Here is a 24,475-nt window from a genome sequence, read left to right on the forward strand (position 1 = left end):
GAAACCCTGCGCGACGGATTTGTGAACCGTTGCGTCTCGCAAAATTTATTTACTGAGCAACTTCCGCCGCTTACCTCCATCTTTGTATTGTGCAAGCCATTCGTTCCCATTTAGCCCTGCTGCTGCTGCTCTGCCTCGTGCGGACGCTGCTGCCCGAGGCGTGGATTCTGGCCTTGCACCCCCACGCCCACACCACCGAGGAACCGGCCCAGGGCCCGGCGTTTCGCCACAAGGGCAAGGCTCTCATCAGCGCCAAGCACCAGCACTGCGACGTCGAGCAGTTCTATAACGTGGCGTTTCAGGCGGCGGTACCGGTGGCTGCGCCCCGGCCCCGGGTGGCTATGCGTCACGCTGCCACCCCGCCCCTGCCGCCTGTACGGCCGGCGGCGGGCGAAACTCTTTTTGCACGGTCGTTGCGCGGCCCGCCCGCCCGCGCCTAACCTCCGGCGCATTCCTTTTTCATTGTGGTGTTACCCTGCCTCGTTCGCAGCCACGCTCTTGCGCGGTTGGCGGGCCGGGCTGCTTTGGCTTTTTTCATGTCATTTATTCTTTCCCGTTTCTCTTTATTGATGGGCCTGGCGATAGTGCCAGCGACTCTTTTTGCTCAAAACGTCCCGCCGGTAGCGCGTGTGCGTACAACCGCGCCACCCCTCACTGGCCGCGTGACCGATGCGGCCACCGGCGAGGGCTTGCCCGGGGCCAACATTATTTTCGACGACCTGAAGCAGGGCACCGCTGCCGGGCCGGATGGCAGCTTCAGTTTCAGCAGCTTGCCGCGGGGGCGCTTCACGGTGCAGGTGCGCTCGCTGGGCTATAATACCGTGACCCAGACCGTGGACACGGGTAGCGGCCAGCCACTCGATTTCAAGCTGACGGTGGCGGCCACCGAGATTGGGCAGGTGGTGGTGACGGGCGTGTCGCAGGCCACGCAGCTGCGCCGCTCGCCCATTCCCACCTCGGTGGTCGACCACACCCGGCTGAACCAAACAGCCAGCTCGAACCTGGTGGACGCCATTGCACACACACCAGGCGTAGCCCAGATTACGACCGGCGCGGCCATCAGCAAGCCCGTGGTGCGCGGGCTCGGCTACAACCGCGTCATCACCCTGAACAACGGCGCCAAGCAGGAGGGCCAGCAGTGGGGCGACGAGCACGGCATTGAGATTGACGAGTTTAGCGTGGACCGCGCCGAGATTATCAAAGGACCGGGCTCGCTGCTGTACGGGTCCGATGCCATGGCTGGCGTTATCAATTTCCTGGCGCCCGACCCCATTGCCGAAGGCCACATCACGGGCACGGCCACGGCCAACTACCAGACCAACAACCACCTGCAGGCCTATTCCTTTCAGAATGCGGGCAACCTCAACGGTTTCAACTGGCTGGCGCGGGGCACCCGCAAGGTGGCCGGCGATTACCAGAACCGCTACGATGGCCGGGTGTATAACTCGGGATTTAATGAGTGGGATGCCAACGGCTACGTGGGCGTAAACAAAAGCTGGGGCTATTCGCACCTCACCTTCAGCACGTTCAACCAGCGGCTGGGGCTGACGGAGGGCGCCCGCGACCCGCAAACCGGCCGCTTCGTGAAAGACGTGCCCAGCGGCGACTCGACCCTGAGCGTGCCCGTGACCGATGGCGACCTGCGCGGCTACGGCCTGGCCGTGCCCCAGCAACAAATTAACCACCTGCGCATTGGCACCGACAACAGCTTCATTCTGGGCTCGAACGGCGGGCGCATCGGCCTGCAGGTGAGCTACCAGCAGAACCTGCGCCGCGAATACGGCAACGTGCTCGACCCCGCCGAAACCTCGCTCTACTTCCAGCTGCGCACCGTGGACTACTCGCTGCGCTACTTCCTGCCCGAAAAAAATGGCTGGAACCTGACCGTGGGAACCAGCGGCCTGCACCAGCAAAACCAGAACCTGGGCCAGGAATTCCTGATTCCGGCCTATAAGGTGAGCGAGGGCGGCGTGTTTGGCGTGGCCAAGAAAACCATTGGCGCGCTCGATATCAGCGGCGGTCTGCGGTACGATGTACGCCAGATTTCGGCCGATAAGCTACTGCTCGACAGCAATGAGCGGCCAACTACCAGCGCCAACCCCACGGCCGAAACCAAGTTTCCGGGCTTCCTGAGCACCTTCCGCAACTACAGCGGCAGCCTGGGGGCGGCGTATAACCTGAACGAGAAGCTGACGGTGAAGGCCAACCTTTCGCGCGGCTTTCGCGCGCCGAACATTGCCGAGCTGGGCTCGAACGGCAAGCACGAGGGCACCATTCGCTACGAAATCGGCAACGACAACCTCAGCCCCGAAACCAGCCTGCAAGTAGACGCTGGTGTGAGCTACGTCACGGACCACGTCCGGCTCAGCGTCGACGCATTCGAGAACAGCATCAGCAATTACATTTTTACGCGGCGGCTGCTTACGGCCAGCGGGGGCGATTCGCTGCGCAACGACACCCGCGCCTATAAGTACGACCAGGGCCAGGCCCGTCTGGTGGGCGGCGAAATTAGCCTCGACTTCCACCCCCACCCGCTCGACTGGCTGCACTTCGAAAACTCGTTTTCGATGGTGCGCGCTGAGCAATTGAACGTGCCCGCTGCCGAAAAGTATCTGCCCTTCATCCCCGGCGACCGGCTGCAATCGGAACTGCGGGCCAATTTCCGCCGCCAAGGCAAGCGCCTCACCAATCCCTACGCCCGCGTGCAGCTGGAGCACACCTTCGCCCAGGACCGCTACTTCTCGGCCTTCGGCACCGAGACGGCTACGCCCAGCTACACGCTCATCAACGCTGGCATCGGCACCGACTTGGCCAATGCCCAGGGCAAGACTTTGTTCTCGCTGTTCATCACGGCCAATAACCTGTTCGACGTGGGCTACCAAAGCCACCTGAGCCGCCTGAAATACGCCGACTACAACGCCTCGAATGGCCGCTACGGCGTGTTCAACCAGGGGCGGAATGTTAGCGTGCGGCTGGTGGTACCGCTGGCTTTTAAGTGATTTTTAGCTGCCAATTTGAGCCGTTTGCCGCCCATTCGGGGAAGCAAACGGCTTTTTTTGGTTTCGCCGGGTGATAGTTGAGCCGGAAATGGATTAATTAGTACATGCCTGCTCCAATGACTGCCTCCCTCGCCCCTGCGCCGGCCGCCACGGCCCTGCGCGACGCCCTGCTCGCCGACCGTGAACAGGCCCTGACCCGGCTCTACCGCCGGGCCTTCCCGCTGGTGCGGCGCTACGTGGGCAACCACGGCGGCACGGCCCAGGATGCGCAGGACGTGTTTCAGGATGCGCTGGTCATTTTGTATGAGCAGGCCGTGGGCGGCACGCTGGTCCTCACGGCCTCGGCCAGCACTTACCTCGTGGGCATTACCCGCAACCTGTGGCACCACGAGCTGCGCCGCCGCGCCCGCTTGCCGCACGAAGTCCTGCCCGATGACGCGGAGCCGCTGGCCGCTTTAGCCGCCGAAGAAGCCGACGATGCGGCCGAGCCGGCTTTTGCTGTGCTGGACTACGTGGAGCGCCTGGGTGAGAAATGCCGGAACGTGCTGCTGGCCTTCTATTATTTCCAGCAGCCCCTCACCCAGATTGCCGAAACCAACGGCTACCGCTCTGTGCGCTCGGCCACGGTGCAGAAATTCAAGTGCCTGGAGCGACTGCGGAATTCGGTGCGCGCTGCTTTTCATTCCGAAACCCTTTACCACTAAGCCATGCGCCCCGAGCTCGAACGCCTGCAGCTGATTGAGCAGCAAATCTTCAACGGCCCGACCGCCCTCCCGGCCGAGGACTGGACCGTGCGCCGGCTGGTTGACGGCGAGCTGGCCGCTGATGTGGAAGCGCAGCAGCAGCTCTACCACGGCCTGCGCCGGGCCGGCCGCCAGCAGCTCCGGCAGGAGCTGCGCCTGATTCATGAGCGGCTGTACACCGGCCGGTTTGCCTGGCTCCGCCGCCTCTGGCCAGGGTAACTATCACAACCTTCATTACGGGCCTTTTCTCCCTGCTTTTCAGCCGGAACGGCATCGCCATGCCTTTTCCACCCATTCCAACAACGCTTTCATCATGCTCAATCAAACCGAATTCCGAAAATTCGCCGTCCACGGCCAAGGCCTCAACGGCCTCACCGTCGACCGCTACCTGGCCCGCACCGAAGCCCTGGCCCGGCCCCACTTCACCAACATGACCCGCTCCGTCATTGAAGAGCGGCCGCAGAATTTCCGCGAAATCGACGTGTTTTCGCGCCTCATCATGGACCGCATCATCTTCCTGGGCCAGGCCGTGGACGACAACATTGCCAACATCATCAACGCCCAACTTTTATTCCTTGAATCGGCCGATGCCCGCAAGGACATTCTGCTTTACATTAACTCGCCGGGCGGCTCGGTCTACGCCGGTTTCGGCATGTACGACACCATGCAGTACGTGACGCCCGACGTGGCCACCATCTGCACCGGGCTGGCGGCCAGCATGGGTGCGTTTCTGCTGTGCGGCGGCGCCATTGGCAAACGCTCGGCCCTGCCCCACGCCCGGGTCATGATTCACCAGCCCTCGGGCGGCGTGCAGGGTCCGTCGGCTGACATCGAAATCACGGCCCGCGAGGTCATCAAAATCCGCGAGGAGCTCTACGGCATCTACGCCGAGCGCACCGGCAAAACCTACCAGCAAATCCACGCCGACTCGGACCGCGACTACTGGCTGCGCGCCGGCGAAGCCAAGGAATACGGCCTGATTGACGAGGTGCTAACGCGCCAGCCGTAGCTTGGAGCCACGGAAAGTGACGAGGCGTAATACGGTAGGGAGTGGGCGCGTTGTGTGGTTTACTTTTAGACCTCCTTCTTCTGCTATTCCATGCGAGTCCGTCTTCTACTCCCGGCATTTTGGTTGCTTAGCTACTTGCTGCTGCCAGTGCCGCGCTTGCGGGCGCAAGGCCGGCCGCTGGGACCGTGGCGGCTGACGCACCAGCTGGTAAGCGAAAGAGACTGGGAGGGATGGGAGCCGAAAACAGCTAAGAAAGTGCTTCAGTTTATGCCGGTGGCGGTAAAATGGAACGTTGTCCCGGACTCCATCCGCTTATTCCTCGGCTGCGAGAACCCGCTGATTGCCCCCAGCCCTCCGCGCAAGGGTCAGCTTCCTATCCGTTTTTCGGCCACCGGGGCCACGGTACGCGTCGATGCCAAGAGCCGACGGCTGCTCATTGTTCCAACAGCAGCTACTGTCACGCTTTGGGCGCACAAGGGCCAGGCTTTGGTCTTCAAGCATCAGTTCAAAGCCATTCCAGCGCCGCTGCCAATTCTGGAGGTGTTTTGCTCCACGGTTTCGGCCACCGTTTGCTTTGGCCAGCGCCCCGATTCAACCAGCACCAGGGCCTTAACCATCAAAGCAATTCCGGCCCGCTCTTTTGCATCCCTTTTGCCCGATGACGCCCGCTACCGGGTTTCGCGCTATACCGTGACGTGCCTGCGCAACGGCGTTGCTTTTGGCACGCCCAGAAAGGTTGATGGCCCACAAGCCAGCCTTGCAGAAGTGGGGGATTTCCAGGAAGGCGACCGACTGCAAATTGACGTTCAACTTGTTCAGCGCATGAACTTCCGCAGGGAGGTGGAAAGCCTGACGATGCAAAAGCAATTCAATGTGCCGCTGTTTTTTTTGAAGCCCCCAAGTGGTGTTCCATCGGATAGCACCTCGGGCTGGTAACGTAAACGGAAGCGGCTTCCCAACGCTCAAGCTCCTTGCTTTCAGCAACGCCTCATCAATGGCCCTGCCCAAATCGCACCCAAAGCCCCACCGTTTACGTTCTTGGCGCAGCCCAACCGCCCCACCCATGCCCCACGACCACGACCATTCCGCCCCTGGCCACTCACACGCCGGCCACCAACACGCGGCCCCGCCGCCCGGCGGCGCGTTTAGCGCGGCCTTCGCCATTGGCATCGGCCTCAATTTGGCCTTCGTCATCGCCGAAACCGTTGGCGGCTTCTGGGCCCATTCCAGTGCCCTGCTTTCCGATGCCGGCCACAACCTGAGCGACGTGCTCAGCCTAGCCCTGGCCTGGGGCGCGGCCTGGCTGGCGGGCCGCCCGGCCACCCGGCGCTACACGTTTGGCTACCGGGGCGCCACCATCCAGGCCGCGCTGCTGAACACGGCCCTGCTCTACGCCGCGCTGGGCTTTATTCTGTGGGAAACCATCGACCACCTGCGCCACCCCGCCCCGGTGAACGGCCGCTGGGTGATGCTGCTGGCCGGCGTGGGCATCCTCGTCAACGGCATCACGGCTCTGCTGTTCCGCAGCGGACAGAAGGGCGACGTGAACGTGCGCGGGGCCTACCTGCACATGCTCACCGACGCCCTGGTGAGCGTGGGCGTGGTGGCCGGTGGCGGCCTCGTGCTGCTCACCGGCTGGACCTGGCTCGACCCCGCCATCAGCTTCATCATTCTGGGCATCATCGCCTACAGCTCGTGGGGGCTGCTGCGCGACAGCCTCCGCCTGGGCCTGCAAGCCGTGCCCGACGGCATCGACCCCGAAGCCGTGCGCGCCTACTTATTAAAACAGCCCGAAGTCCAATCCGTCCACGACCTCCACATCTGGAGCCTCAGCAGCGGCGGCCACGACGCCGCCCTCATGGCCCACCTCGTGCGCCCCGGCCAGGCCGACGCCGCCTGGCTGGCCACCCTCACCCACGGCCTCGAAACCGAGTTCAATATCCGCCACAGCACCGTGCAGGTGGAGGACGGCCCCTTGCCCGGCGGCTGCCACAGCCACTGCGAGCTGGCCGAACCGGCCGAGGCAGCGGTGGCACAGGCCCACTAGGACGCTGGCGAACCGACGCGCCCACTTGTACGGTCACAAGTTGGTGCTACATTTCGCCATGCAAGTCTCCCACCCAGCCAAATCCACCGTCCTCACCGCTGCCGTCATCGTGGCCGCGCTGGGTTATTTCGTCGACATCTACGACCTGATTCTGTTCAGCATCGTGCGCGTCAAAAGCCTCAACGACCTCGGCATTCTCGACAAAGCTGCTGTTACCGACCGGGGCCTGTTCCTGATAAACATGCAGATGGGCGGGATGCTCCTCGGCGGCATCCTGTGGGGGATTTTGGGCGATAAAAAGGGCCGGCTTTCGGTGTTATTCGGCTCGATTCTGCTCTATTCGCTGGCCAACATTGCCAACGGCTTCGTCCAGACCATCGACCAATACGCCTGGCTGAGGCTCATTGCCGGCATCGGCCTGGCCGGTGAGCTGGGCGCCGGCATCACCCTGGTGAGCGAAAGCCTGCCCAAGGAGAAACGTGGCTACGGCACCATGATAGTGGCCACCGTGGGCGTGAGCGGGGCCATGCTGGGCTACTGGATAGGCGAAAAGCTGGGCTGGCGCAATGCCTACTTCGTAGGCGGCGGGCTGGGCCTGGCGCTGCTGCTGCTCCGCGTGAGCGTCTACGAGTCGGGCATGTTCCAGCAGGTGCAAGCCCAGGCCGAGGTGTCGCGGGGTAATTTCCTGAGCTTGTTCACCCATCCTGCCCGGCTGGGCAAGTACCTGCGCATCCTCCTGATTGGGGTGCCGCTGTGGTTTGTGGTGGGCATTCTGGTTACGCTGGCCCCGGAGTTTGGGCGGGCGCTGGGCCTCACGGGCGAGGTCACGGCCGGGCTGGCGGTGTTCTGGTGCTACTTCGGGCTGGTGTTTGGCGATTTCATCAGCGGAGCGCTCAGCCAGCTCTGGCACTCGCGCAACAAGGCGCTGCTGGTGTTCCTGGTGTTTTGCGGCACGCTGGTGGCCGTGTACCTGTTTGGCATCAAGGGTGCTTCGCCGGCCACTTTTTACGCCGTGTGTTTCGTGCTAGGTGTGTCGGTGGGCTTCTGGGCCTTGTTTGTGACGGTGGCAGCCGAGCAGTTCGGCACCAACCTGCGGGCCACGGTGGCCACCACCGCGCCCAACTTCGCGCGCGGCTCGGTGGTGGGCCTGGTGCCCGCCTTCAAATATTTGAGCGGGCAGCTGGGCTTCGTGCCAGGCGCGGCCGTGCTGGGCGGCCTCTCGCTGCTGGTGGCTTTCTGGGCCGTGAGCACCCTGCCCGAGAGCTACGGCAAGGACCTGGACTACGTAGAGGACTGACAAACCGTTAGCGCGTCGGGCGGAGCCCCGCCGAAGCATCCGCGCATCTAAATCATTCTATTTCAACTCGGTTCTTAAAACCTTGCGGTAGGCGCGGCGTACACAGGCCATACCTAATCGGGTTTCATAACCCGCCCCTATGAAAAAGCTCCTCGGCCTCCTGGCCATTATTACGGCCTCCGCCCTCTCGGCCCACGCCCAAACCTCCATCACCCCCGAAGCTCAACAGCCCGCCCCGCTCACCATTGAGCAACAGCAGCAGCGCGCCGCCGACACCAAAGCCACCTACGAGGCACACAAGCAGCAAACCAATAACAGCGACCAGGCTGTGCGCAACAGCAAAAACCAGCTTCAGCAAAACGCCAGCCAGCAATCCGACCTGAAAAAGCAGCTTCGCGAGCAGCGCAACCAGGAAAAAGCCCAGAAAGCCCAACTGAAAGAGCAGCGCAACGCCGCCTCCGAAGCCAAGAAGCAGGAGCGCGCCGCTCGCGACATGGCCAAGGCCGAAAAGAAACGTGCCAAGGAAATGAAATAACGAAGCCGGTTTCTCCGTCTTCCGATGAGTAAAACTCCGGCTTCGGTCGGAGTTTTTTATTGCCTGCCTTTCACCTAGGCTCCCGGCTTTCGCCCCTACGCCCCTTCGCTGGATGGCCACGCCTGCCAAACTAAATTCTGCGCCTGCGCCTGGCCGGCGATGCTGAGCTGTCCGCCCTGGCCCAAGCCGCCGTCGCGTCCAATCTTTCACCCAAAGACTTTCAGGCCCGTATCACTGATTTTCAGTTCGACACCATGCGCGTCTGGAAGGAGTGACTGAGTGAGGGAGCGACTTAATGCTTTATTCGCCGTTTCTTCACTCAGCCACTCCCCCACTCAGTCACTCCATACCCATGATTCTCTACAACGTTACCAGCAGCATCGAGCCCACCGCCGCCGAGGATTGGCTGGACTACATGCGCTCCACCCACATGCCCGAGGTGATGGAAACCGGTTTTTTTATCAAAAGCCAGCTTTGCCGCCTGCTCAATGAGGAAGAAGGCGGCATCACCTACGCCGCTCAGTACTACTGCCTCAGCCTGGAGCAGTTGGAAGAATACCAGGCCATCTGCGCCCCCTCCCTGCGCGCCGAAATGGAAAAGCACTTCGCCGGCAAGTACGTATCCTTCCGCACCGTGCTGGAAGTAGTGGAGTAAGCTTTATTGAGCCTCTCGCGGGTAACCTCCCCGGCCCTTCTCTTTTGGAGAGGGGCCGGGGGAGGTTCTGCGGATTAGCCGGGCACGAAAACGGCTACCGTGCTGTTAAAACAGCACTATATGAAAAACATCATTTTCTTTGGCGACAGCCTCACGGCGGGCCACGGCCTGCCGGCCGCCAACAGTTTTCCCAGCATCTTACAGCAGCGGCTCGACGAGCATCCGCTTCCTTATAAAGCCTACAACTATGGCGTGAGCGGCGAAACCAGCGCCGGGGGCCGTCAGCGCCTGGCCGCCGTGCTGGCCCGGCACCCGATTGACGTGTTCGTGCTGGCCCTCGGGGCCAACGACGGCATCCGGGGCATCCCCGTCCGCGAAACCACCCAGAACCTTCAGTTCATCATCGATGCCGTGCGGCGGCAGTTCCCCGAAGCGCAAATCGTGCTGGCCGGTCTGGAGTTTCCCTTCGACCTCGGCCCGCTCGGCGGCCACCGCCTGGCGCACTATGCCACCGAGTTCAAAGCACTGTTCCGCACCCTGGCCGATAAAAACTCGCTGCCCTTCGTACCCTTCCTCTTACAAGGAGTGCTGGGCCGCCGCGAGCTGAACCTGGCCGACGGCGTGCACCCCAACGCGGCCGGCCAGCGAATCCTGGCCGAAAACGTGTGGCAGGTGCTGGGGCCACTCTTGCAGCAGCCGGTTGGCTCGTAGCGGGCAGTTGCCTAAAGTGGGCTTGTACATGCAGAGCGGCACTCTACATGACAAGCTCTGGTCGCTCAGTCCTTAAAACCCAAACAGATTCCCCTGCACCGGCTGCGGAATGATATGCGGCGGCGGCACCACAATGCCCGTCAGCCCCCGGATTTTCTCCAATAGATACTGAGCGAAAACCGGCGCGTGGCGCACGTCCTTCTGGTGGATGAAGAAGTAAACATCGTGCACGCCCTGCGCCACCCAGGCGGCAATGCGTTCGGCCCAGGCGTCGGCGCGGTGGTAGTCGGTGGAGTGCAAGCCGTGGCCGTTGAAGCGGATGAAGGCAGTGGGCGTGGTCAGGCGCAGGGGCAGCACATCACGCCGGCCGGCCACGTCGGTTATCACCAGGGTTTTGTTCAGAGCTTCGAGGGTGGCAAACACGGCATCGGCCAACACCTTATCGGCAAACCAGCGCGGGTGGCGCATCTCAACGGCCAGCGGCACCGTCTCGGGGAAGTCGAGCAGAAAGCGCTCCAGGCGGGGCAAATGCTCGGGGCCGAAGTGCGGGGGCAGTTGCAAAAAGGCCCAGCCCAGGTTGTCGCCCAGTCCTTCAAATGCCCGCGCGGTGGTCACCACCAGGTCATCAGCTTGGAATAACTCCCGCTCGTGGCTGATACTGCGCGGCAGCTTCGGGCAGAACTTAAAGCCCGAATCTGGCCCCACGGCCTCGCGCCAGCGTCGCACCATGGCAGCATCCGGGATGCGGTAGTGCGTGGTGTTCAGCTCGATGCTATTGAATTGCTGCGCGTAGTAGCGCAGGTAGTCGGGCTCCTTGATGCCGGCGGGGAAGTACGTGCCCAGCCATTCCTTATTCGTCCAGATGGGACAGCCGACGTGGATGCGAGCCGGCGTGGGCTGCGTGGGCCGGGCACGGGCCAGCACGCGGGCCGTTTCGGGGTGGTCGGGCGGCAGGCTGAAATCAACGTAGCGAAGGTCGGGCAAGCGGCCAAAATCCATGGGGCAAAGGTAGGACCGGGGCCCGGTGACGGGCTACTGCTCTTACGACAAAAACCGGACTTTTGCAACCCGGTTTCAAAGTCAGCAGTAGGACCAATGCCCAAATTTTATACCCGTCGCATAATCTAATTTTTGCACCTACGCAATGGCAAAGGCCGGATTCGGCAAAATATACTTTGAGGCAACCTCACGGCTACTTTTACGGCCAACATGAAGATTAATTAAATGCAAGTTTTCTTGATAAAGGACAGTTTTTAACCCAATCCGGTTAGTAGAGGTCAGTGGATTTTTAGCATTGCTCAAATCGATGGGTCTATGTTTGTCGTGCTCACCATCTGCAAATCGCATGATTTTATTTCGCCGCCTACAAGTACTCGTCCTTTCCAGTTGCTTCTTTTTTCTGCTGACTTTGCTGGGCGCTTCGGCGCGCACCGCTCCCGGTACCACCAAAGCAGCCCCCGCCCCTAGCGCCACTACCACTGTGTTGCGCGGCCGGGCCTCCTGGTATGGCAGTTACTTCCAAGGCCGGCGCACTACCAGCGGTGAGCGCTACAGCCGCTTCAAATACACCTGCGCCCACAAAACCTTGCCCTTCGGCACCCGCCTGCGGGTTACGAACGTGAAGAATGGCAAGTCGGTCATTGTGCGTGTTACCGACCGCGGCCCGTTCCGCCACCAGCGCATTCTTGATTTATCGGAAGCCGCCGCCAAGCCCCTGGGCGTGGTTGACTGCGGTGCCGCCACCGTGGTAGCCGAAGTAGTAGCCCCCGAAACGCCCCTCGGCCCTGCTTCTACCCCCGAAAATCTGGCCGCTCTCTTCGCCGCCGACCCCAACCCCGAAGCCGCCTTCACGACCTACACGGTAACCCCGGATGCCCGCCTCAGCCCCGCTGATTCGGCAGCCCGGGTCGCCGCTACGGCCACGCTCATCGCCGCTGCCACCGCCACCAAAGCCGAGGTTATCACGGCCACCGAATTGGTGAATTGCCCGGCCGGCTTTCTCATTCAGGCGGGCTCTTTCGTTGATGCCGCCAATGCCCAGTCGGTGCAGGCCCGCATCAAGTCGCTGCTGCCCGAGCTCAACGTGACCATCTCCCAGGATTTGCTCGATGGCCGCCAGCGCAGCCGCGTGCTCGTAGGCCAGTTTGGCGAGCGCCCCGAGGCCGAGGCCGTGCGCCAGCAATTGCTGGTCTGGGGCATCGGCGGGCTGGTGCGCGAAGTAGCCCTTCGCTAACTTCAGCACTGCTTATCACACCAACACTGGCCGCCGCGCGGTGACCCATCGGTAGTAGCGCCGTTTCTAATAATTTTAAAGCCCGAGCGGGGCGGCACTCGTCAGACGAGTGCCGCCCCGCTCGGGCTTTTGCTCTTTTGTCTTTCCTGCTTTCTATATGCCGCCCTGCGGCTTCGGGCAGTAGCTTGCGCTCAGAATCCCAACTTACTATCTGCCATGATAAAAGCCATACTGGCTCTGGCCGCGTGCCTCACCCTCATTTGGGTGCTGAATACCAAGCAGGGCAATGTGCCGCCCTTCGGCAAGCTGCTGAGCCCGTACCGGGGCTTCTGGCAGAACGGCGAGCGGCCCGAAGACTTCCCGGCCCAGCAGAAGCTGACCATCGCGGGCCTGCAGCAGCCCGTAACGGTGCGTTACGACGACCACCGCGTGCCCCACATCTTCGCCCAAAACGACCACGACCTGTACCTGGCCCAGGGCTACCTCACGGCCCGCGACCGGCTCTGGCAGATGGACTTTGTGGCGCACGTAGCGGCCGGACGGCTGGCCGAAATCGTGGGGCCGGAGCGGCTGGAGACGGACCGGTTTTTCCGGCGCATGGGCCTGGGCTTCGGCGCGCAAAAATCGGTGGCCGCGGTGCTGGCCGACCCGGTGAGCGGCGTAGTAGCCCGTGCCTATTCCGACGGCATCAATGCCTACATCAGCAGCCTCACGCCGGCCACTTATCCGTTTGAGTACAAGCTACTCGACTACGCGCCTGAGCCCTGGGAGCCGCTAAAAAGCGCCCTCATCCTCAAATACATGGCCTTCGACCTCACCGGTCGTTCCGACGATTTGCGCATGAGCAATGCCCTGCGCAGGTACGGCCCGGCGGTGATGCGCGACCTGTTTCCGGACTACCCCACCCGCGAAGACCCGGTGGTGCCGCCCGGTACGGCCCTGGATTTTAAGCCGCTCGCTACGCCGCCCGTACCGCCCGCTTTCGTGGCGGCCGAAGCGCCGTATGCGCCAGCCCAAGAACCCTCGCGCGACCTGGGTTCCAACAACTTCGCGGTGAGTGGGGCCCGTTCGGCAACCGGCTTTCCGATGCTGGCCAACGACCCGCACCTGCAGCTCAACCTGCCCAGTATCTGGTACCAGGTGCAGATGACCGCGCCGGGCGTGAACGTGTACGGCGTGTCGATTCCGGGCGCGCCGCTGGCCATCATCGGCTTCAACGAGCAGGTGGCCTGGGGCGTAACCAATACCTACGCCGACGTGCTGGACTGGTACCAGGTGCAGTTTCGGGATGCCCGCAAGCTGGAATACTGGCACGCCGGCCGCTGGAAGCCAGTGCGCCGCGTGGTAGAGCACATCAAAGTGCGCGGGCAGGCCGACCGGCTCGATACTGTATTATACACCCACCACGGCCCGGTGGTGTACGACCGCACCGAGAAGCCTTTCCTGCCCCAGACGCCCATTGGCTACGCGGCCCGCTGGACGGCCCACGATGCGGCCAACGAGTTCAAAACGTTTTACCAGCTCAACCGCGCCCGCACCTACGCCGACTATACGGCCGCGCTGGCGAGCTACGGCGCCCCCGCCCAGAACTTCGTGTTTGCCGATGCCGGCCAGGACATTGCTATCTGGCCCAACGGCCACCTGCCGCTGAAATGGCACGAGCAGGGCAAGTACCTGCTCGACGGCCGCGACCCGGCCCAGGACTGGCAGGGCTGGATTCCGGCCGCCCAGAACCCGCACGCGAAGAACCCGGCGCGGGGGTTCGTGTCGTCGGCCAACCAGTCGTCGGTGCGGCCGCAGGACTATCCGTATTATATGAACTGGGACTACGGCTCGTCAGAGCGCGGCCGGCGCATCAACCAGCGCCTGGGCCAGATGCCCATGGTAACGGCCGACAGCCTGCGCCTGCTCCAGAACGACGTGCTCGGCCTGAATGCCCAGCTGATGCTGCCGCGCATGCTGGCCCTGGCCGGCTCACAACCCACGACCACGGCCGAGGGCCAGGCCCTGGCCGCGCTACGCGCCTGGAATTATCAGTACACAGCCGATGCCGTGGGGCCGAGCCTGTTTGAGCTGTGGTACGACAATTTGGTAAAGCGTCTCTGGGACGATGATTTCCCCCTCGACCCCAAAGGCCCAGCCTACCGCTACCCCGCCCGCGACCGCACCAACAACCTGATTCTGAAGGAAGACAGCAGCCGTTGGATTGACGACTACCGCACCCGCGCCCGCGAAACCCTGCCCCTGCTGGCCCGCCAAAGCCTGCGCTGGGCCGTGGACAGTCTCACCCGCAAATACGGCGCACAAGGTCCCAAATGGCGCTGGGCCAGCCAGAAAAGCACCGACATCCTGCACCTGCTCAAGCTCCCCGGCTTCGGGCAGATGGACGTGGACTGCGGCGGCGGCGCGGGCATCGTGAATGCCACCACCGAGCGCAACGGCCCCAGCTGGCGCATGGTGGTGGCCCTGGGCCCGCAGGTGCGCGCCTATGGCGTGTACCCCGGCGGCCAGAGCGGCAACCCCGGCTCACCTTTTTACAGCAACCTACTGGAAACCTGGCGTGTGGGCCAGCTCGACGAGCTGGTGTTTCTAAGGAGCGCGCAGGAGCCGAATGCGCGGGTGGCTACGAGCTGGACGCTGCAATCGAAGTAGATTGTGGGGATTCCTCCATTACCGCTGCCGTTCTGCACCTGATTTGCCTTCCTCCAATAATAAGTTTCCTTCTTTGAAAACCATATTTGCCCCAGTATTACGGTCGCTCTGCGCAATGCTACCGCTAGTGACGCTCAGTGCAGCGCAACCAGCCCTGGCACAAACCACTCCGCCCCCGCCCCGAGCTGTCGATACCGTGCGGGTTAATGGCAAAATCTACACGTACGTCGAGCAGATGCCGCAGCTTCCCGGGGGCGGCGGCAGTGCGGCCGTTGTCAACGCCATTCAGAGCCGGGTGATGTACCCGGCCCAGGCTATTCAACAGCACATTGAGGGGCGCGTATTTGTGAGCTTTACAGTGGGCGAAAACGGGATGGTGCGCGACGCCAAGGTTGTGAAAGGCATCGGGGCGGGCTGCGACGAATCGGTTCTGGCCGCCGTGCAGCAGCTGCCGCAATTCATCCCCGGCCGGCAAGCGGGCCGCCCGGTGCCGGTGAGCTTTACGGTGCCCGTTACCTTTCGCATGATTGCACCGGCTGGTGGCTTGGCTGCCCCAGACGACACCCTCCACCGGATTTATACCCTGGTGCAACAGATGCCTGAGCAACCCGGCGGCGGGGGTTCCGAAGCCATTTTGCGCGCCGTGCAGCGGGCGCTGGTTCAGCCGGTAGCCGCGTTAGCGAGCCGGAAAACCGAAAAGGTATTTGTTGCCTTTGTGGTAGGTCCCAGCGGTGTTGTGCGCGATGCCAAGGTCGTGAAGGGCGTGAACCCCGAATACGACGCTGCTGCCGTGGCCGCCATCAACAACCTGCCCCGCTTTATTGGCGGCAAAATGCTGGGCCGGCCCGTATCGGTTAGTTTCACCGTGCCCGTTGAGTTTGGGCGGGCTGCGCGCTTCCGTTGATTTTCGCAGTTCGCGTCCGCCAATAAATTTGCGGCATGAATTCCCGCGCTTTCCAATCAAACACCCTTGGTAGCCAGCGCCCCATGTTGCTTTGGGCACTGCTGCTTGTGCTACTGCTCACTACCCATCCTGCCGCCGCCCAATACTACGGCCAGTACGTCACGGATACCACCCAGATATTCAACTACGTGGACCAGATGCCCACCCTGCCCGGCGGGGGCGGCAACCTGGCGCTGGTGAAGGCCGTGCAGAAGCAGTTGCAAGTCCCGGTGGAAGTGCGCGAGGGCCGTACCGAAGGCCGCGTGTTCGTGCGCGTCGTGGTTGGGGTGAGTGGCGTGGCCCGCCAAGCGGCCGTGGTGCAGTCGCTCAGTCCTGCTTGTGATGCCGCCGCGCTGGCCGCCGTGAAGCGCATGCCGCGCCTGCTGCCGGGCCGCTACCAGGGCCAGCCGGTGGCGGTCCTGCTCACCGTGCCGGTCATGTTCCTGTCGCCGCGCCATGTGTTTGCCAATACGGAAGTGGCCCGGCCGGCCCAGTTTCCCGGCGGTGATGCCGCTCTGGAGCAGTACCTGCAAAAGAACAAAGCCACGCCCGCCGAAGTGAAACAGCGCGACCTCAAAGGCCGCGTCGTGGTGCGCTTCGTGCTGAAGTCCGACGGCCGCGTAGGCGCCAGCGAAGTCATTAATTCCCTCTGCCCCACCTGCGACGACGAAGCCCTGCGCCTCGTGCGCGGCTTTCCGCGCTGGCAGCCCGCCCTGGGCTACGACGACCAGCCCGTGGCCATGTACCAGGTGGTCAACATCTGGTTTAGCCCGCCCGCGCCACCTTCCGGCCAAGCCGCGCCAGTGCCCGAGAACCAGGTTTACAGCCAGGTTGAGCAGATGCCCGTGCTGCCCGGCCGCAGCGGTCTCGATGGCCTGCAAGCCGCCCTTCAGGAGCTGATTGAGTACCCTGAGCGCGCCAGCAGCGGCGAGGGCCAGGTCAGCTTCGTGGTGGAGCCCGACGGCCGCGTCACGCGCCCGGTGATGCTCAAGCCCATCAACAGCCCTTTGGATGAGGCCGTGCTGGCAGCGGCCCTGCGCCTGCCGCGTTTCGAGCCCGGCCGCCACAACGGCCAGCCGGTGGCCGTGCGCCTCGCCGTACCAGTTGTGGTAGACATTCGCTGAGCGGCTTTTTCTTCGAAAATCAGCACTTTAAAAGCACAGAAAAGGCGACCTCTGGTAGAAGGTCGCCTTTTCTGTATCACATTGGCCTTATACCGTTTTGCAGCGGTGGGCCGATTAATAGTTAGTCGTGGTTAGCGCGGTTAATTAGCACCACCGTCACGGCCGCGATGGCGGCAATACCAAGCACCATTTGCGTGGGCGTAAAGCGCTGAGCAGCTTTGCGCAGCAGCACGCCACCGTGTTTCAGCAGGTCGTCTACGTGTTCCGTTTTGCCCTGAAATACGTGGTAGGCACTCTCGAAAGTACGGGCAAGGTCTTCGGGCAGGATGTCTTCGAGTTGTTTTTCGATTTGCGCTTCCATAAAGCTGGTATTGAGAAGGGAGAGGTGAAAGAGGGCAATTACCGCCCCGGATTCGCTGTACGGAAAAGGCCGGGGCAGGGCTGCCTTTTTTCGGTTTTTCAACCGAATCTATTCACAATAACGAATAACAAGCAACTCATTGTCAACAACATTTATTAACAGATATTGCCAACATTTCTCAATCTCACTCTACTACTACGATGCGGGAGCCGGTGCGCCGGTCCTCGCGCACCTGGCAGTAGTAGGCACCGGGGGCCAGACCGTTCAGGTCCACGGGTAGCAATTGAGGGCCGCGGGGCAATAGCTGGTCCACGGCGCGGCGCACTTCGCGGCCCAGCGCATCGAGCACCACGATTTGCACGTGGCCGCCGGCGCTTTCGTAGGCCACGGTGGTGCGGCCGTCGCGCGCCACCGGGTTAGGATACACCGTGAACTCGGCCACCTCGGCCGCCGAAGCCGTGGCCGTGACGGCCCCGGGCCGCAGCACCGGCACATAGGTGAAGGCCTGCCCAAAGAGCTGCGTGAGTGTGGCCGGCGTCACCTGGAACCAGTCTTTCAGAATGCTGGTGTAGATGCTGCGGAAGTCAAACTGCATGGGAATGTTATCGTTGACGCCGGCATTGGTGGGCAGCGTGGGGTTGGCCCCGTGCACAATGGGGTTCACCTTGGTGCCGAACACCAGCAGCGGGGCTGCCGCACCGTGGTCGGTGCCGAAGCCCGAATTGGACCGGATGCGCCGCCCAAATTCCGAGAACGTCATGCCCACCACACGGTCCTGGATGGCCAGCCGCCGCAGGTCGTCCTGGAAGGCATTCACGGCCTCCGCAATCTTGCCCAGCAGCGTGGCGTGGGTGCCCACGGTGGTGCTGCCCGTGCTGGGCACCTGCAGCGTGTGCGTATCGAAGCCGCCGAGCTGGCACACGTAGATGCGCGTGCTCAGGCCGCCGGCCACCAGCTGGGCTACTATTTTGAGTTGGTCGGCCAGCGAGTTCTGGCCCGCTGTGGGGTACAGCGGCGAGAGGTTCTGGGCCCGCCCCGCTGCCGCCTGAATGGCCGTGGTGTACACCTGCGTCTGGCTCACCACTTGGCGGATAAACGTCAGCTCGTGCCCAGCCGGCGTATTCGGCGCGGCATCAACCCCGCCGCTAAGCAGTTGATAGAAAGACGATGTGCTGGCAATGGCCATGCCCATGTTCACGGTGGGGCCCTGCACGCAGTTGCTCACCACCGAGCCGATGCTGATGGCCAGCGGGTCGGGGTTCTGGGTGCTGGGGTAGCCGGTGGGGAAGCCCGGAAACTCGCCGTCGAGGTAGCGGCCGGCCCAGCCGGTGGTCCAGGTCACGTTCGAGTCGGAGCCCGACGTCCAGATATCGGTGGCCCGGAAGTGCGAGAAGTTGGGGTTGGGGTAGCCCACGCTCTGCACCACGCCCAGCTTGCCGTTCTGATACAGGTTCTGGAGCGAAGCCATGGCCGGGTGAATGCCGGTGGCCGTGGTGAGCGGCAGCACCTGCGCCTGGGGCAGGGCAATGTTGCTGCGTGCCGCCAGCAGGGCCGGGTACTGGTCGAGCGGGATAATCATGTTCAGCCCATCATTTCCGCCTTGCAGCTGAATGATGACCAACACTTTATCCGTAACCGTGGTAGCATTGGTAAGGGCCGCCAGCTGGGCCGAATACCCGTAGGCGCCAATGGGCAGCCCGCTCAAAAAAGCAGTGCCAACCGAGGCCGCAGCCGTAGTCTGTAGAAATTCGCGACGTTTCATGGTGTGGCTGTTGGCGTTAGGACAAGTGGTATTCGGCCAGGCCCATCAGGGCGCGGAGCATGGCTTGCAGCTTGGTGGTCACGGCGGCTTTCTTGGCCGTGTTGGTGGGCGCGGCCAGGTACTGCTGCCACTCCACGGTCCACTCAAAATCGGGCAGGCCCGGCAGCAGCGCGGTCTTCAGGAAAACAATCTGGTTGGTGGTGAGGTCGATGGGCACCATCAACTTCACATATTCGGCAATCAGCAGGTTGCAGTCGGCCGCCGTGGCGGCCGGGAATGTCTGCGTAAGGGCCAGCACGTCAATCACGATTTTGACCCCGCTGCGCGTGTAGCCCGGGCCGATGAACAGGTCCGTGACCTGGTTGCGGCGCGGCAGCGTCACGGCGTTTATCCAGAGCTCGTGGTACTGCGGCGTTTGGTAGTAGGCGGCCCAGCCGGCCACGTTGGGCGGGTCGCCCAGCGTCTGCTGCTGCACGAAAGTCAGGCTGTTGAGGTAATCCCACATGCCATACTGCACGGCCACGCTGGTAGCGGGCGGAAACACCATCTGCATTTGTCGGCACAAACCCACCGTGAAATCAAGCGGGCTTTTGATGAGGCAGCCCACGTTCAGGGTATCGAAGAAGTGCTCGGAGCTGAACAACGCCCGCAGCACGGGCACAATGTCGAAATTGTTGTTGATGAGAATGGTAGCCAACGGCCGGATAATATCGGTTTCCACCTGCGTGTCAATCAGGTAGTACACGAACCAGCGGTACAGCTTGCGCACGATAAAGCGCGCCGTCTCCACCTGCTGAAAAATCAGGTTGATAAGCGCCTGGTATTCCGTAGCGCCGCTGTTGGCGATGCTGGCGTTACCAAAGGCCGAGGAAAACACCTTGGTTGTGGTATCGTGGCGACTGGCCGTGAAGTAGCTGCCCACAGGCACGGTGGCCAGGTCGCGCCAGCCGGTGAGGACTTTGGCGGCGGCCTGCACGTCGGCCTCGGTGTAGTTGGTGTAGTTGCCCGGCCCGATGAGCGGCCCCTTGCCCACCGTAAACAGCTCCAGTAGCTCGCGGCCGTAGTTCTCGTTGGGCGCGCCGGCCGTGCTTTGGTTGCCGTTGAGGTAGCGCAACATAGCGGGCGTCACGGTCACGTCTTTGGCCAACTGCTTGAAATTGCCCAGCGCGTGCTGGCGCAGCAGGCGGCAGTATTCGTAGCCCATGCGCGCATCGTCGATATTGCCTAGCTCCACCACAAAATGGTTGTGCCAGAACAGCGTCATCTTCTCCACCAGCGTGGTGCTTTGGTTTAGCAGCTGGCCCAGCCACCAGTCGCGCAGCGACGCCCGCCGCACGCCCTCAAAATTCTGGTCGAACACCTGCGCCGTCCACGTCTGGCCGATGGGCACGCTGGTATCGGTGGCCGACACGTTCACGGGCGGGTCGGGAGTCGTAGCCGGGGCCGTGAGCAGCCCGTTGAGCACCGCCGTGAGGTTGGAGGCCGCCGCGGTCATAATCTCCGTGCGCGTAGGCCCGAACAGACAGCGGCGCAGCAGGTGCGCGGCCTGCGCGTAGCCCCAGGTGCCGGCGTAGGGCGTGAGGGTGCTGGTGGTGCGGGCCAGGCCGGTGGGCAGCGCCTTGTTGGCGTAGCGGCTCACGGTTTCGGGCGGGTCCTGCTGGGCCTGTGCGGCTACGGGTCGCTCAGCCACGGCCGCCGCCGGGGCATTCAGGGCGGCCGCGTTTCGTTGGAGGAAATGTCTGCGGTTCATAAGCAGGGCATAATGATGGAATCAGAAGCAACAATGAAACGAGCCCTGGCCCGGCATTTTTTATCTTCTGAGCCAATGGTTTAGCATAGACCAGACAAAGCCTGTTGCGTTTAATACAAGTATCCAGTTTCTATAATGAGTAATCACTGAACTCTAAGCCAACGGAGCCAATGCCCCGGCGAAGGGCATAAAAAAAACGCCCGGCTGCAAGGCCGGGCGTTTTGCTTGAACTTCTGGTTCAGAATCGAAGATTATTCAACGGAGGCAATTGCTGACTCGGCGGCTGCTTCGGTAGCAGCCTCATCGGCCGCTGCCGCGGCGCGCACCCGCCCGGCCGCGTAGAAATTGCGGTGGTAGTAAGGCTGGTTCAGCGAGCTCACCATCACGCCGCCGTTGGTAGCCGAGTGGGCAAACTTGCCGTCCTTCAGGTAGATGCCAACGTGGTAAATCGGCCCTTTGCCCCGGCGGAAGAACACCAGGTCACCGGTCTGCATCTCGGCCTTGGCCACGCGCTTGGTGTTGCTGAACATGGCCCGCGAAGAGTGAATCAGGTTGATGCCGTACACTTCGCGGAACACGCGCGTCACAAAGCCCGAGCAATCGGTGCCGCGGCGCGAGTTGCTGCCGTAGCTATAAGGAGCACCAATCCAATCCGTTACCGTGCGCAGCAAGTCCTTGTTTTCATTGAAAGCCAGGTGCAGTCCCAGGGTCTGGGCGTAGTAGTGGTAAGTAAGCGAGTCGCGGGAGGCGGCCAGCTCAGCGGCGGTGGGTTTGGTGGCCGATGGGTTGCTGGGGTCGCTTTCGGGGGCAGTCTCGCTCGTCAGGGCCGGAAGCAGCGAAGCTTCGGCCACGACCGGTGCCGAGGTGGCACGGGCCGTAGCCGAAGCTTCGGGGGCGCGTTCAAAGAAGAAGGAGAGGGCCAGCGAGGTAGCGGCGAGGCAATACAGGAGGCTGTGTTTCATTGTCCGTCGTTAGGGTTGGGGGCAAAAAACCGGGTTCCAAAGTGAGGGCGGAAGAGCCGGAGTAGTAGCTTTCTTAGGCGATAGGCAAGGCTGAGTATAGCCGAGTGAAGAGGTGATGAAAAGAAGTCGTACCCGATAATTTCTATTGTGCGTAGAACAGGTCGCAGGGTAAAGCTAGGGTAAACATTTGGTAAGTGCGGTACTTTTTCTCAAAAAAAAGCAAAAATACTTTCCAAAAGATAATTTTATCAATAAATATTAACTGAACAGCTTGCAACCAAGCTCATCTTTGCTTCGTATCTGCGCGACCAAAATATTCCTATATCTTGCCTTTTATGAAAATGCTTCGGACCTGGACCAACTCCCCTCTCGCCCTTATTGCCCGCCGCGTGCTCAAAGCCCGGCGCGTGGCCATGGTAGTGGGCCAAACGGTGCACCTGAGCGGGGCCTCCCGCGAGGAATTTCTGGCCGATGCCGAGTGGGTGGCCCACGAGGCCGTGCACCTGCGCCAGTACCAAGAGCACGGCCTGCTCCCCTTCCTCTGGAAATATCTCCTGGAGTCGGCCCGCGTGGGCTACTACCACAACAAGTATGAAGTGGAAGCCCGCGAAGAAGCCCGCCGCGTGGTACTGGCCGACCCCGGCCATGTGCTACGCCCCCTGCCGCGCCACTCGCAACCCGGCCCTGAAACGACTTAGGCAGACCGGCATTAGCCAAAATAAAACCAGCGAATTGCAACTAACCGGCAGCCGATTACGAATAACCCACACGCTTTCGGCGCTTCGGTGCCAGGCGCTGTTCTTATTCTTTCCACCTCCCAATTCCCGCTCATACTCATGGATAACCAGCAAGACCAGTTCGGGACCCCGAACCAAGCTAACACCGGCAATACCGGCCGCTCCGGCCAGAACCCCACCACGCCGGGCACCTCCAGCACTTCCAGCGGCGCTTCGTCTGCCTCGCGCAAATCGGCCCCCACGCCCAGCGCTCAAAGCTCCTCCTCTACTCCCAACGCTCAGAACCAGAACACGGCCAACGCCGGTGAAAGCCGCCAGGGCGAAGGTCAGCAAACCAACGACCAGGAAGGCACCCTGCTCGATACGGCCCTGAACAGCGGCAAAAAATGGATTGAAGACTCGGGCGTCCTCAACAGCGTGAACCAGTTGCCCCAGTCGCTCAAAGACCTTGGCAACCGCGCCCTTGACCGGGTTAATGGCCTCAGCACGACTCAAAAAGTAGTGGGTGGCGCTATTCTAGCCGGCGGCATTGCCTGGCTGGCTACCCGCAAGGGCAAGTCGGACAGCAGCGAAAGCAGTTCGTATAACTATGGCCGCCAGCGCGATGCTGGCAGCTACGGCCGCCGCAGCTACGGCTACCAGGCCCCCGACGCTACCACCAGCCGCCGCTCGGCCGCTGGCACCACCGGCCGCTCCGATAGCGGTGCGCCCTATGCCAACAGCGGCAGCCGCTTCGGCAGTAGCGGAAGCTACAGCAGCGATGCCAGCAGCTCCAAATCATCTTCCGGCAACACCGGCATCCATTCGGGCAGCGGCCGCAGCGAGAGCAGCCCCAGTGCCTCGTCTCACACCGACCACGGCGCGCAGTCTTCTGACCGCAGCTTCCGCTCGAAAGACGACGGTTTCCGCAGCCTGGAGTAAGCTCGTTTTCGTTTAAGCAAAAAGCCCCGCTTCGATGAGAAGCGGGGCTTTTTGCTTTTATTGCCTTGAAGACAAATACATTATTTAGATGTTCATGGCCGATTCGCGGCGGCGCATCTTGCCGGCCGGGATGCCGAACATCATCTTGAAGCGGCGGCAGAAATAGGCAGTGTCCTTGTAGCCCACTTCCTTGCCGATGTCGCGAATGCTTTTCTTGGTGGTGCGCAACAGGAACACGGCGCGCTCCATGCGCTGGTATTCGATGTAGTCCTGTGGGTTGATGTTGGTCAGCATCTTGAAATACTGGCCCACGTAGTCCTCGCTCACGTTGGCTACGCCCGAGAGGACTTTGTTCGACAGGTCGCCGCCCAGGTTCTCCTTGATGTAGTTGAACAGGTCAATCAGGCGCGGGTCTTTGAAGTAGGTGCTGTTGGTGGCCAGCTGCTCCACAAACATGTTGTTGCGCAGCACGTAGCGTACCACTTCCACCACAATGTTCTCGGTGTAGATGTTGATGAGGCGCTCGCGGCCGGGCAAGTCCTGCATGCTCTCTTCCACCACTTTAATCACCAGATTGGCAAGCTTGGGCTGCCCCGAGATGAGGAAGGCCGGCACGTCGAGCGAGGCGAAGAAGTTCACCGAATCGAATACCTTGGCCTCGAAGCTCACAAAGCTGTGGCTTTCGTCGGCGTCGCCGATGAGGTCAAGGTTGTCGTTTGAATGAAAGAACTTGTCCTTATTCGAGATAAGGTCGTCGTTGGTGATGACGCGGTTTTTGGTGTCTTCGCCGTAGCTCACGCGGGTGGGCCGGCCGCCGGGAATGAAGAGCATTTCGCCTTCTTCTACCACCATGGCCTCTTCGCCAAACGTGATGTGGCCTTTGTGGAGCAGAATCAGGTTATTGCCGACATCGTAAGAATTGCGCACAGTGAAGGGTTGATGCAACACCAGGTTTTTGGCCTTGATGTATCGAACGCCCAACGACTCGATAACTTTATTGTAATCTTCCATAATTCAGGTGGCCCGAAAGGCCG

The 24,475-nt window shown here is 61.9% G+C and carries 24 protein-coding genes; 18 read left to right on the plus strand and 6 right to left on the minus strand.

Going from position 1 to position 24,475, the window contains the following annotated elements; all coding sequences use genetic code 11:
• Window positions 1-89 precede the first annotated feature (89 nt).
• The 12 genes from ACYU7Q_RS19540 to ACYU7Q_RS19595 all read left to right on the plus strand — a co-directional run bounded on the left by ACYU7Q_RS19540 (window position 90) and on the right by ACYU7Q_RS19595 (window position 9,996).
• The gene (locus ACYU7Q_RS19540) at window positions 90-440 is read left to right on the plus strand and encodes a hypothetical protein (protein WP_460611140.1); all 351 of its coding nucleotides are present in this window, start codon (window positions 90-92) and stop codon (window positions 438-440) included.
• 189 nt (window positions 441-629) lie between these two features.
• The gene (locus ACYU7Q_RS19545) at window positions 630-2,999 is read left to right on the plus strand and encodes a TonB-dependent receptor (protein WP_460611141.1); all 2,370 of its coding nucleotides are present in this window, start codon (window positions 630-632) and stop codon (window positions 2,997-2,999) included.
• Window positions 3,000-3,115: 116 nt separating this feature from the next.
• Window positions 3,116-3,703: an RNA polymerase sigma factor gene (locus ACYU7Q_RS19550; protein ID WP_460611142.1), complete on the plus strand. Its 588-nt coding sequence runs from the start codon at window positions 3,116-3,118 to the stop codon at window positions 3,701-3,703.
• Window positions 3,704-3,706: 3 nt separating this feature from the next.
• Window positions 3,707-3,961, plus strand: coding sequence for a hypothetical protein (locus tag ACYU7Q_RS19555; protein ID WP_460611143.1), 255 nt, complete (start codon window positions 3,707-3,709; stop codon window positions 3,959-3,961).
• A gap of 94 nt (window positions 3,962-4,055) precedes the next feature.
• Window positions 4,056-4,751: a ClpP family protease gene (locus ACYU7Q_RS19560; RefSeq protein ID WP_460611144.1), complete on the plus strand. Its 696-nt coding sequence runs from the start codon at window positions 4,056-4,058 to the stop codon at window positions 4,749-4,751.
• Window positions 4,752-4,886: 135 nt separating this feature from the next.
• Window positions 4,887-5,687, plus strand: a complete 801-nt coding sequence (locus tag ACYU7Q_RS19565; protein WP_460611145.1) for a GldM family protein — start codon at window positions 4,887-4,889, stop codon at window positions 5,685-5,687.
• Between the two features lie 127 nt (window positions 5,688-5,814).
• Window positions 5,815-6,798: a cation diffusion facilitator family transporter gene (locus ACYU7Q_RS19570; RefSeq protein WP_460611146.1), complete on the plus strand. Its 984-nt coding sequence runs from the start codon at window positions 5,815-5,817 to the stop codon at window positions 6,796-6,798.
• A gap of 58 nt (window positions 6,799-6,856) precedes the next feature.
• Window positions 6,857-8,095, plus strand: a complete 1,239-nt coding sequence (locus tag ACYU7Q_RS19575; protein ID WP_460611147.1) for an MFS transporter — start codon at window positions 6,857-6,859, stop codon at window positions 8,093-8,095.
• 139 nt (window positions 8,096-8,234) lie between these two features.
• A complete protein-coding gene (locus tag ACYU7Q_RS19580; protein ID WP_460611148.1) occupies window positions 8,235-8,630 on the plus strand; it encodes a hypothetical protein in 396 nt (131 codons plus the stop codon).
• Between the two features lie 143 nt (window positions 8,631-8,773).
• Window positions 8,774-8,905 carry a DUF6526 family protein gene (locus tag ACYU7Q_RS19585; RefSeq protein ID WP_460611414.1) on the plus strand — a complete coding sequence of 44 codons (132 nt, stop codon included), beginning with the start codon at window positions 8,774-8,776 and terminating at the stop codon, window positions 8,903-8,905.
• 77 nt (window positions 8,906-8,982) lie between these two features.
• Window positions 8,983-9,285, plus strand: coding sequence for a DUF4286 family protein (locus ACYU7Q_RS19590; RefSeq protein ID WP_460611149.1), 303 nt, complete (start codon window positions 8,983-8,985; stop codon window positions 9,283-9,285).
• Between the two features lie 120 nt (window positions 9,286-9,405).
• The gene (locus ACYU7Q_RS19595) at window positions 9,406-9,996 is read left to right on the plus strand and encodes an arylesterase (RefSeq protein WP_460611150.1); all 591 of its coding nucleotides are present in this window, start codon (window positions 9,406-9,408) and stop codon (window positions 9,994-9,996) included.
• A gap of 72 nt (window positions 9,997-10,068) precedes the next feature.
• On the opposite strand, the gene ACYU7Q_RS19600 is transcribed toward ACYU7Q_RS19595, so the two are convergent.
• On the minus strand, window positions 10,069-10,995 hold the full coding sequence (locus ACYU7Q_RS19600) for a DUF72 domain-containing protein (RefSeq protein ID WP_460611151.1): 927 nt from the start codon (window positions 10,993-10,995) through the stop codon (window positions 10,069-10,071).
• A gap of 346 nt (window positions 10,996-11,341) precedes the next feature.
• Between ACYU7Q_RS19600 and ACYU7Q_RS19605 the strand changes: the two genes are divergently transcribed.
• From ACYU7Q_RS19605 to ACYU7Q_RS19620, 4 genes are all read left to right on the plus strand, one after another.
• Entirely contained in the window at window positions 11,342-12,229 is an 888-nt protein-coding gene (locus tag ACYU7Q_RS19605; protein WP_460611152.1) for a septal ring lytic transglycosylase RlpA family protein, read from the plus strand.
• Between the two features lie 216 nt (window positions 12,230-12,445).
• On the plus strand, window positions 12,446-14,881 hold the full coding sequence (locus tag ACYU7Q_RS19610; RefSeq protein ID WP_460611153.1) for a penicillin acylase family protein: 2,436 nt from the start codon (window positions 12,446-12,448) through the stop codon (window positions 14,879-14,881).
• A gap of 115 nt (window positions 14,882-14,996) precedes the next feature.
• Window positions 14,997-15,785 (plus strand): energy transducer TonB, encoded by a 789-nt coding sequence (locus ACYU7Q_RS19615; RefSeq protein ID WP_460611154.1) that lies wholly within the window; start codon window positions 14,997-14,999, stop codon window positions 15,783-15,785.
• A gap of 35 nt (window positions 15,786-15,820) precedes the next feature.
• Entirely contained in the window at window positions 15,821-16,948 is a 1,128-nt protein-coding gene (locus tag ACYU7Q_RS19620) for an energy transducer TonB (RefSeq protein ID WP_460611155.1), read from the plus strand.
• Window positions 16,949-17,069: 121 nt separating this feature from the next.
• Here the strand turns inward: ACYU7Q_RS19620 and ACYU7Q_RS19625 are convergent, their stop codons facing one another.
• From ACYU7Q_RS19625 to ACYU7Q_RS19640, 4 genes are all read right to left on the minus strand, one after another.
• A complete protein-coding gene (locus ACYU7Q_RS19625) occupies window positions 17,070-17,309 on the minus strand; it encodes a hypothetical protein (RefSeq protein WP_460611156.1) in 240 nt (79 codons plus the stop codon).
• 184 nt (window positions 17,310-17,493) lie between these two features.
• Window positions 17,494-19,071, minus strand: a complete 1,578-nt coding sequence (locus ACYU7Q_RS19630; RefSeq protein ID WP_460611157.1) for a DUF1501 domain-containing protein — start codon at window positions 19,069-19,071, stop codon at window positions 17,494-17,496.
• Between the two features lie 16 nt (window positions 19,072-19,087).
• Entirely contained in the window at window positions 19,088-20,821 is a 1,734-nt protein-coding gene (locus ACYU7Q_RS19635) for a DUF1800 domain-containing protein (RefSeq protein ID WP_460611158.1), read from the minus strand.
• 251 nt (window positions 20,822-21,072) lie between these two features.
• On the minus strand, window positions 21,073-21,783 hold the full coding sequence (locus tag ACYU7Q_RS19640) for a C40 family peptidase (protein WP_460611159.1): 711 nt from the start codon (window positions 21,781-21,783) through the stop codon (window positions 21,073-21,075).
• A 335-nt stretch (window positions 21,784-22,118) separates the two neighbouring features.
• Between ACYU7Q_RS19640 and ACYU7Q_RS19645 the strand changes: the two genes are divergently transcribed.
• Entirely contained in the window at window positions 22,119-22,481 is a 363-nt protein-coding gene (locus tag ACYU7Q_RS19645; protein ID WP_460611160.1) for a hypothetical protein, read from the plus strand.
• Between the two features lie 138 nt (window positions 22,482-22,619).
• The gene (locus ACYU7Q_RS19650; protein ID WP_460611161.1) at window positions 22,620-23,441 is read left to right on the plus strand and encodes a hypothetical protein; all 822 of its coding nucleotides are present in this window, start codon (window positions 22,620-22,622) and stop codon (window positions 23,439-23,441) included.
• A gap of 84 nt (window positions 23,442-23,525) precedes the next feature.
• On the opposite strand, the gene ACYU7Q_RS19655 is transcribed toward ACYU7Q_RS19650, so the two are convergent.
• Complete coding sequence (locus ACYU7Q_RS19655) at window positions 23,526-24,452, minus strand: helix-turn-helix domain-containing protein (protein WP_198069593.1); 927 nt, start codon at window positions 24,450-24,452, stop codon at window positions 23,526-23,528.
• Between the last annotated feature and the right edge of the window lie 23 nt (window positions 24,453-24,475).

The organism is Hymenobacter terrigena, from assembly GCF_054776515.1.

What these genes read in the sequence shown, in the direction of transcription:
- ACYU7Q_RS19595 (WP_460611150.1), top strand. Translation starts at nt 9,406, where the DNA reads ATGAAAAACATCATTTTCTTTGGCGACAGCCTCACGGCGGGCCACGGC.
- ACYU7Q_RS19635 (WP_460611158.1), bottom strand. Translation starts at nt 20,821, where the DNA reads ATGAACCGCAGACATTTCCTCCAACGAAACGCGGCCGCCCTGAATGCC.
- ACYU7Q_RS19560 (WP_460611144.1), top strand. Translation starts at nt 4,056, where the DNA reads ATGCTCAATCAAACCGAATTCCGAAAATTCGCCGTCCACGGCCAAGGC.
- ACYU7Q_RS19610 (WP_460611153.1), top strand. Translation starts at nt 12,446, where the DNA reads ATGATAAAAGCCATACTGGCTCTGGCCGCGTGCCTCACCCTCATTTGG.
- ACYU7Q_RS19645 (WP_460611160.1), top strand. Translation starts at nt 22,119, where the DNA reads ATGAAAATGCTTCGGACCTGGACCAACTCCCCTCTCGCCCTTATTGCC.
- ACYU7Q_RS19625 (WP_460611156.1), bottom strand. Translation starts at nt 17,309, where the DNA reads ATGGAAGCGCAAATCGAAAAACAACTCGAAGACATCCTGCCCGAAGAC.
- ACYU7Q_RS19580 (WP_460611148.1), top strand. Translation starts at nt 8,235, where the DNA reads ATGAAAAAGCTCCTCGGCCTCCTGGCCATTATTACGGCCTCCGCCCTC.
- ACYU7Q_RS19570 (WP_460611146.1), top strand. Translation starts at nt 5,815, where the DNA reads ATGCCCCACGACCACGACCATTCCGCCCCTGGCCACTCACACGCCGGC.
- ACYU7Q_RS19555 (WP_460611143.1), top strand. Translation starts at nt 3,707, where the DNA reads ATGCGCCCCGAGCTCGAACGCCTGCAGCTGATTGAGCAGCAAATCTTC.
- ACYU7Q_RS19575 (WP_460611147.1), top strand. Translation starts at nt 6,857, where the DNA reads ATGCAAGTCTCCCACCCAGCCAAATCCACCGTCCTCACCGCTGCCGTC.
- ACYU7Q_RS19650 (WP_460611161.1), top strand. Translation starts at nt 22,620, where the DNA reads ATGGATAACCAGCAAGACCAGTTCGGGACCCCGAACCAAGCTAACACC.
- ACYU7Q_RS19655 (WP_198069593.1), bottom strand. Translation starts at nt 24,452, where the DNA reads ATGGAAGATTACAATAAAGTTATCGAGTCGTTGGGCGTTCGATACATC.
- ACYU7Q_RS19600 (WP_460611151.1), bottom strand. Translation starts at nt 10,995, where the DNA reads ATGGATTTTGGCCGCTTGCCCGACCTTCGCTACGTTGATTTCAGCCTG.
- ACYU7Q_RS19615 (WP_460611154.1), top strand. Translation starts at nt 14,997, where the DNA reads ATGCTACCGCTAGTGACGCTCAGTGCAGCGCAACCAGCCCTGGCACAA.
- ACYU7Q_RS19630 (WP_460611157.1), bottom strand. Translation starts at nt 19,071, where the DNA reads ATGAAACGTCGCGAATTTCTACAGACTACGGCTGCGGCCTCGGTTGGC.
- ACYU7Q_RS19620 (WP_460611155.1), top strand. Translation starts at nt 15,821, where the DNA reads ATGAATTCCCGCGCTTTCCAATCAAACACCCTTGGTAGCCAGCGCCCC.
- ACYU7Q_RS19640 (WP_460611159.1), bottom strand. Translation starts at nt 21,783, where the DNA reads ATGAAACACAGCCTCCTGTATTGCCTCGCCGCTACCTCGCTGGCCCTC.
- ACYU7Q_RS19590 (WP_460611149.1), top strand. Translation starts at nt 8,983, where the DNA reads ATGATTCTCTACAACGTTACCAGCAGCATCGAGCCCACCGCCGCCGAG.
- ACYU7Q_RS19605 (WP_460611152.1), top strand. Translation starts at nt 11,342, where the DNA reads ATGATTTTATTTCGCCGCCTACAAGTACTCGTCCTTTCCAGTTGCTTC.
- ACYU7Q_RS19550 (WP_460611142.1), top strand. Translation starts at nt 3,116, where the DNA reads ATGACTGCCTCCCTCGCCCCTGCGCCGGCCGCCACGGCCCTGCGCGAC.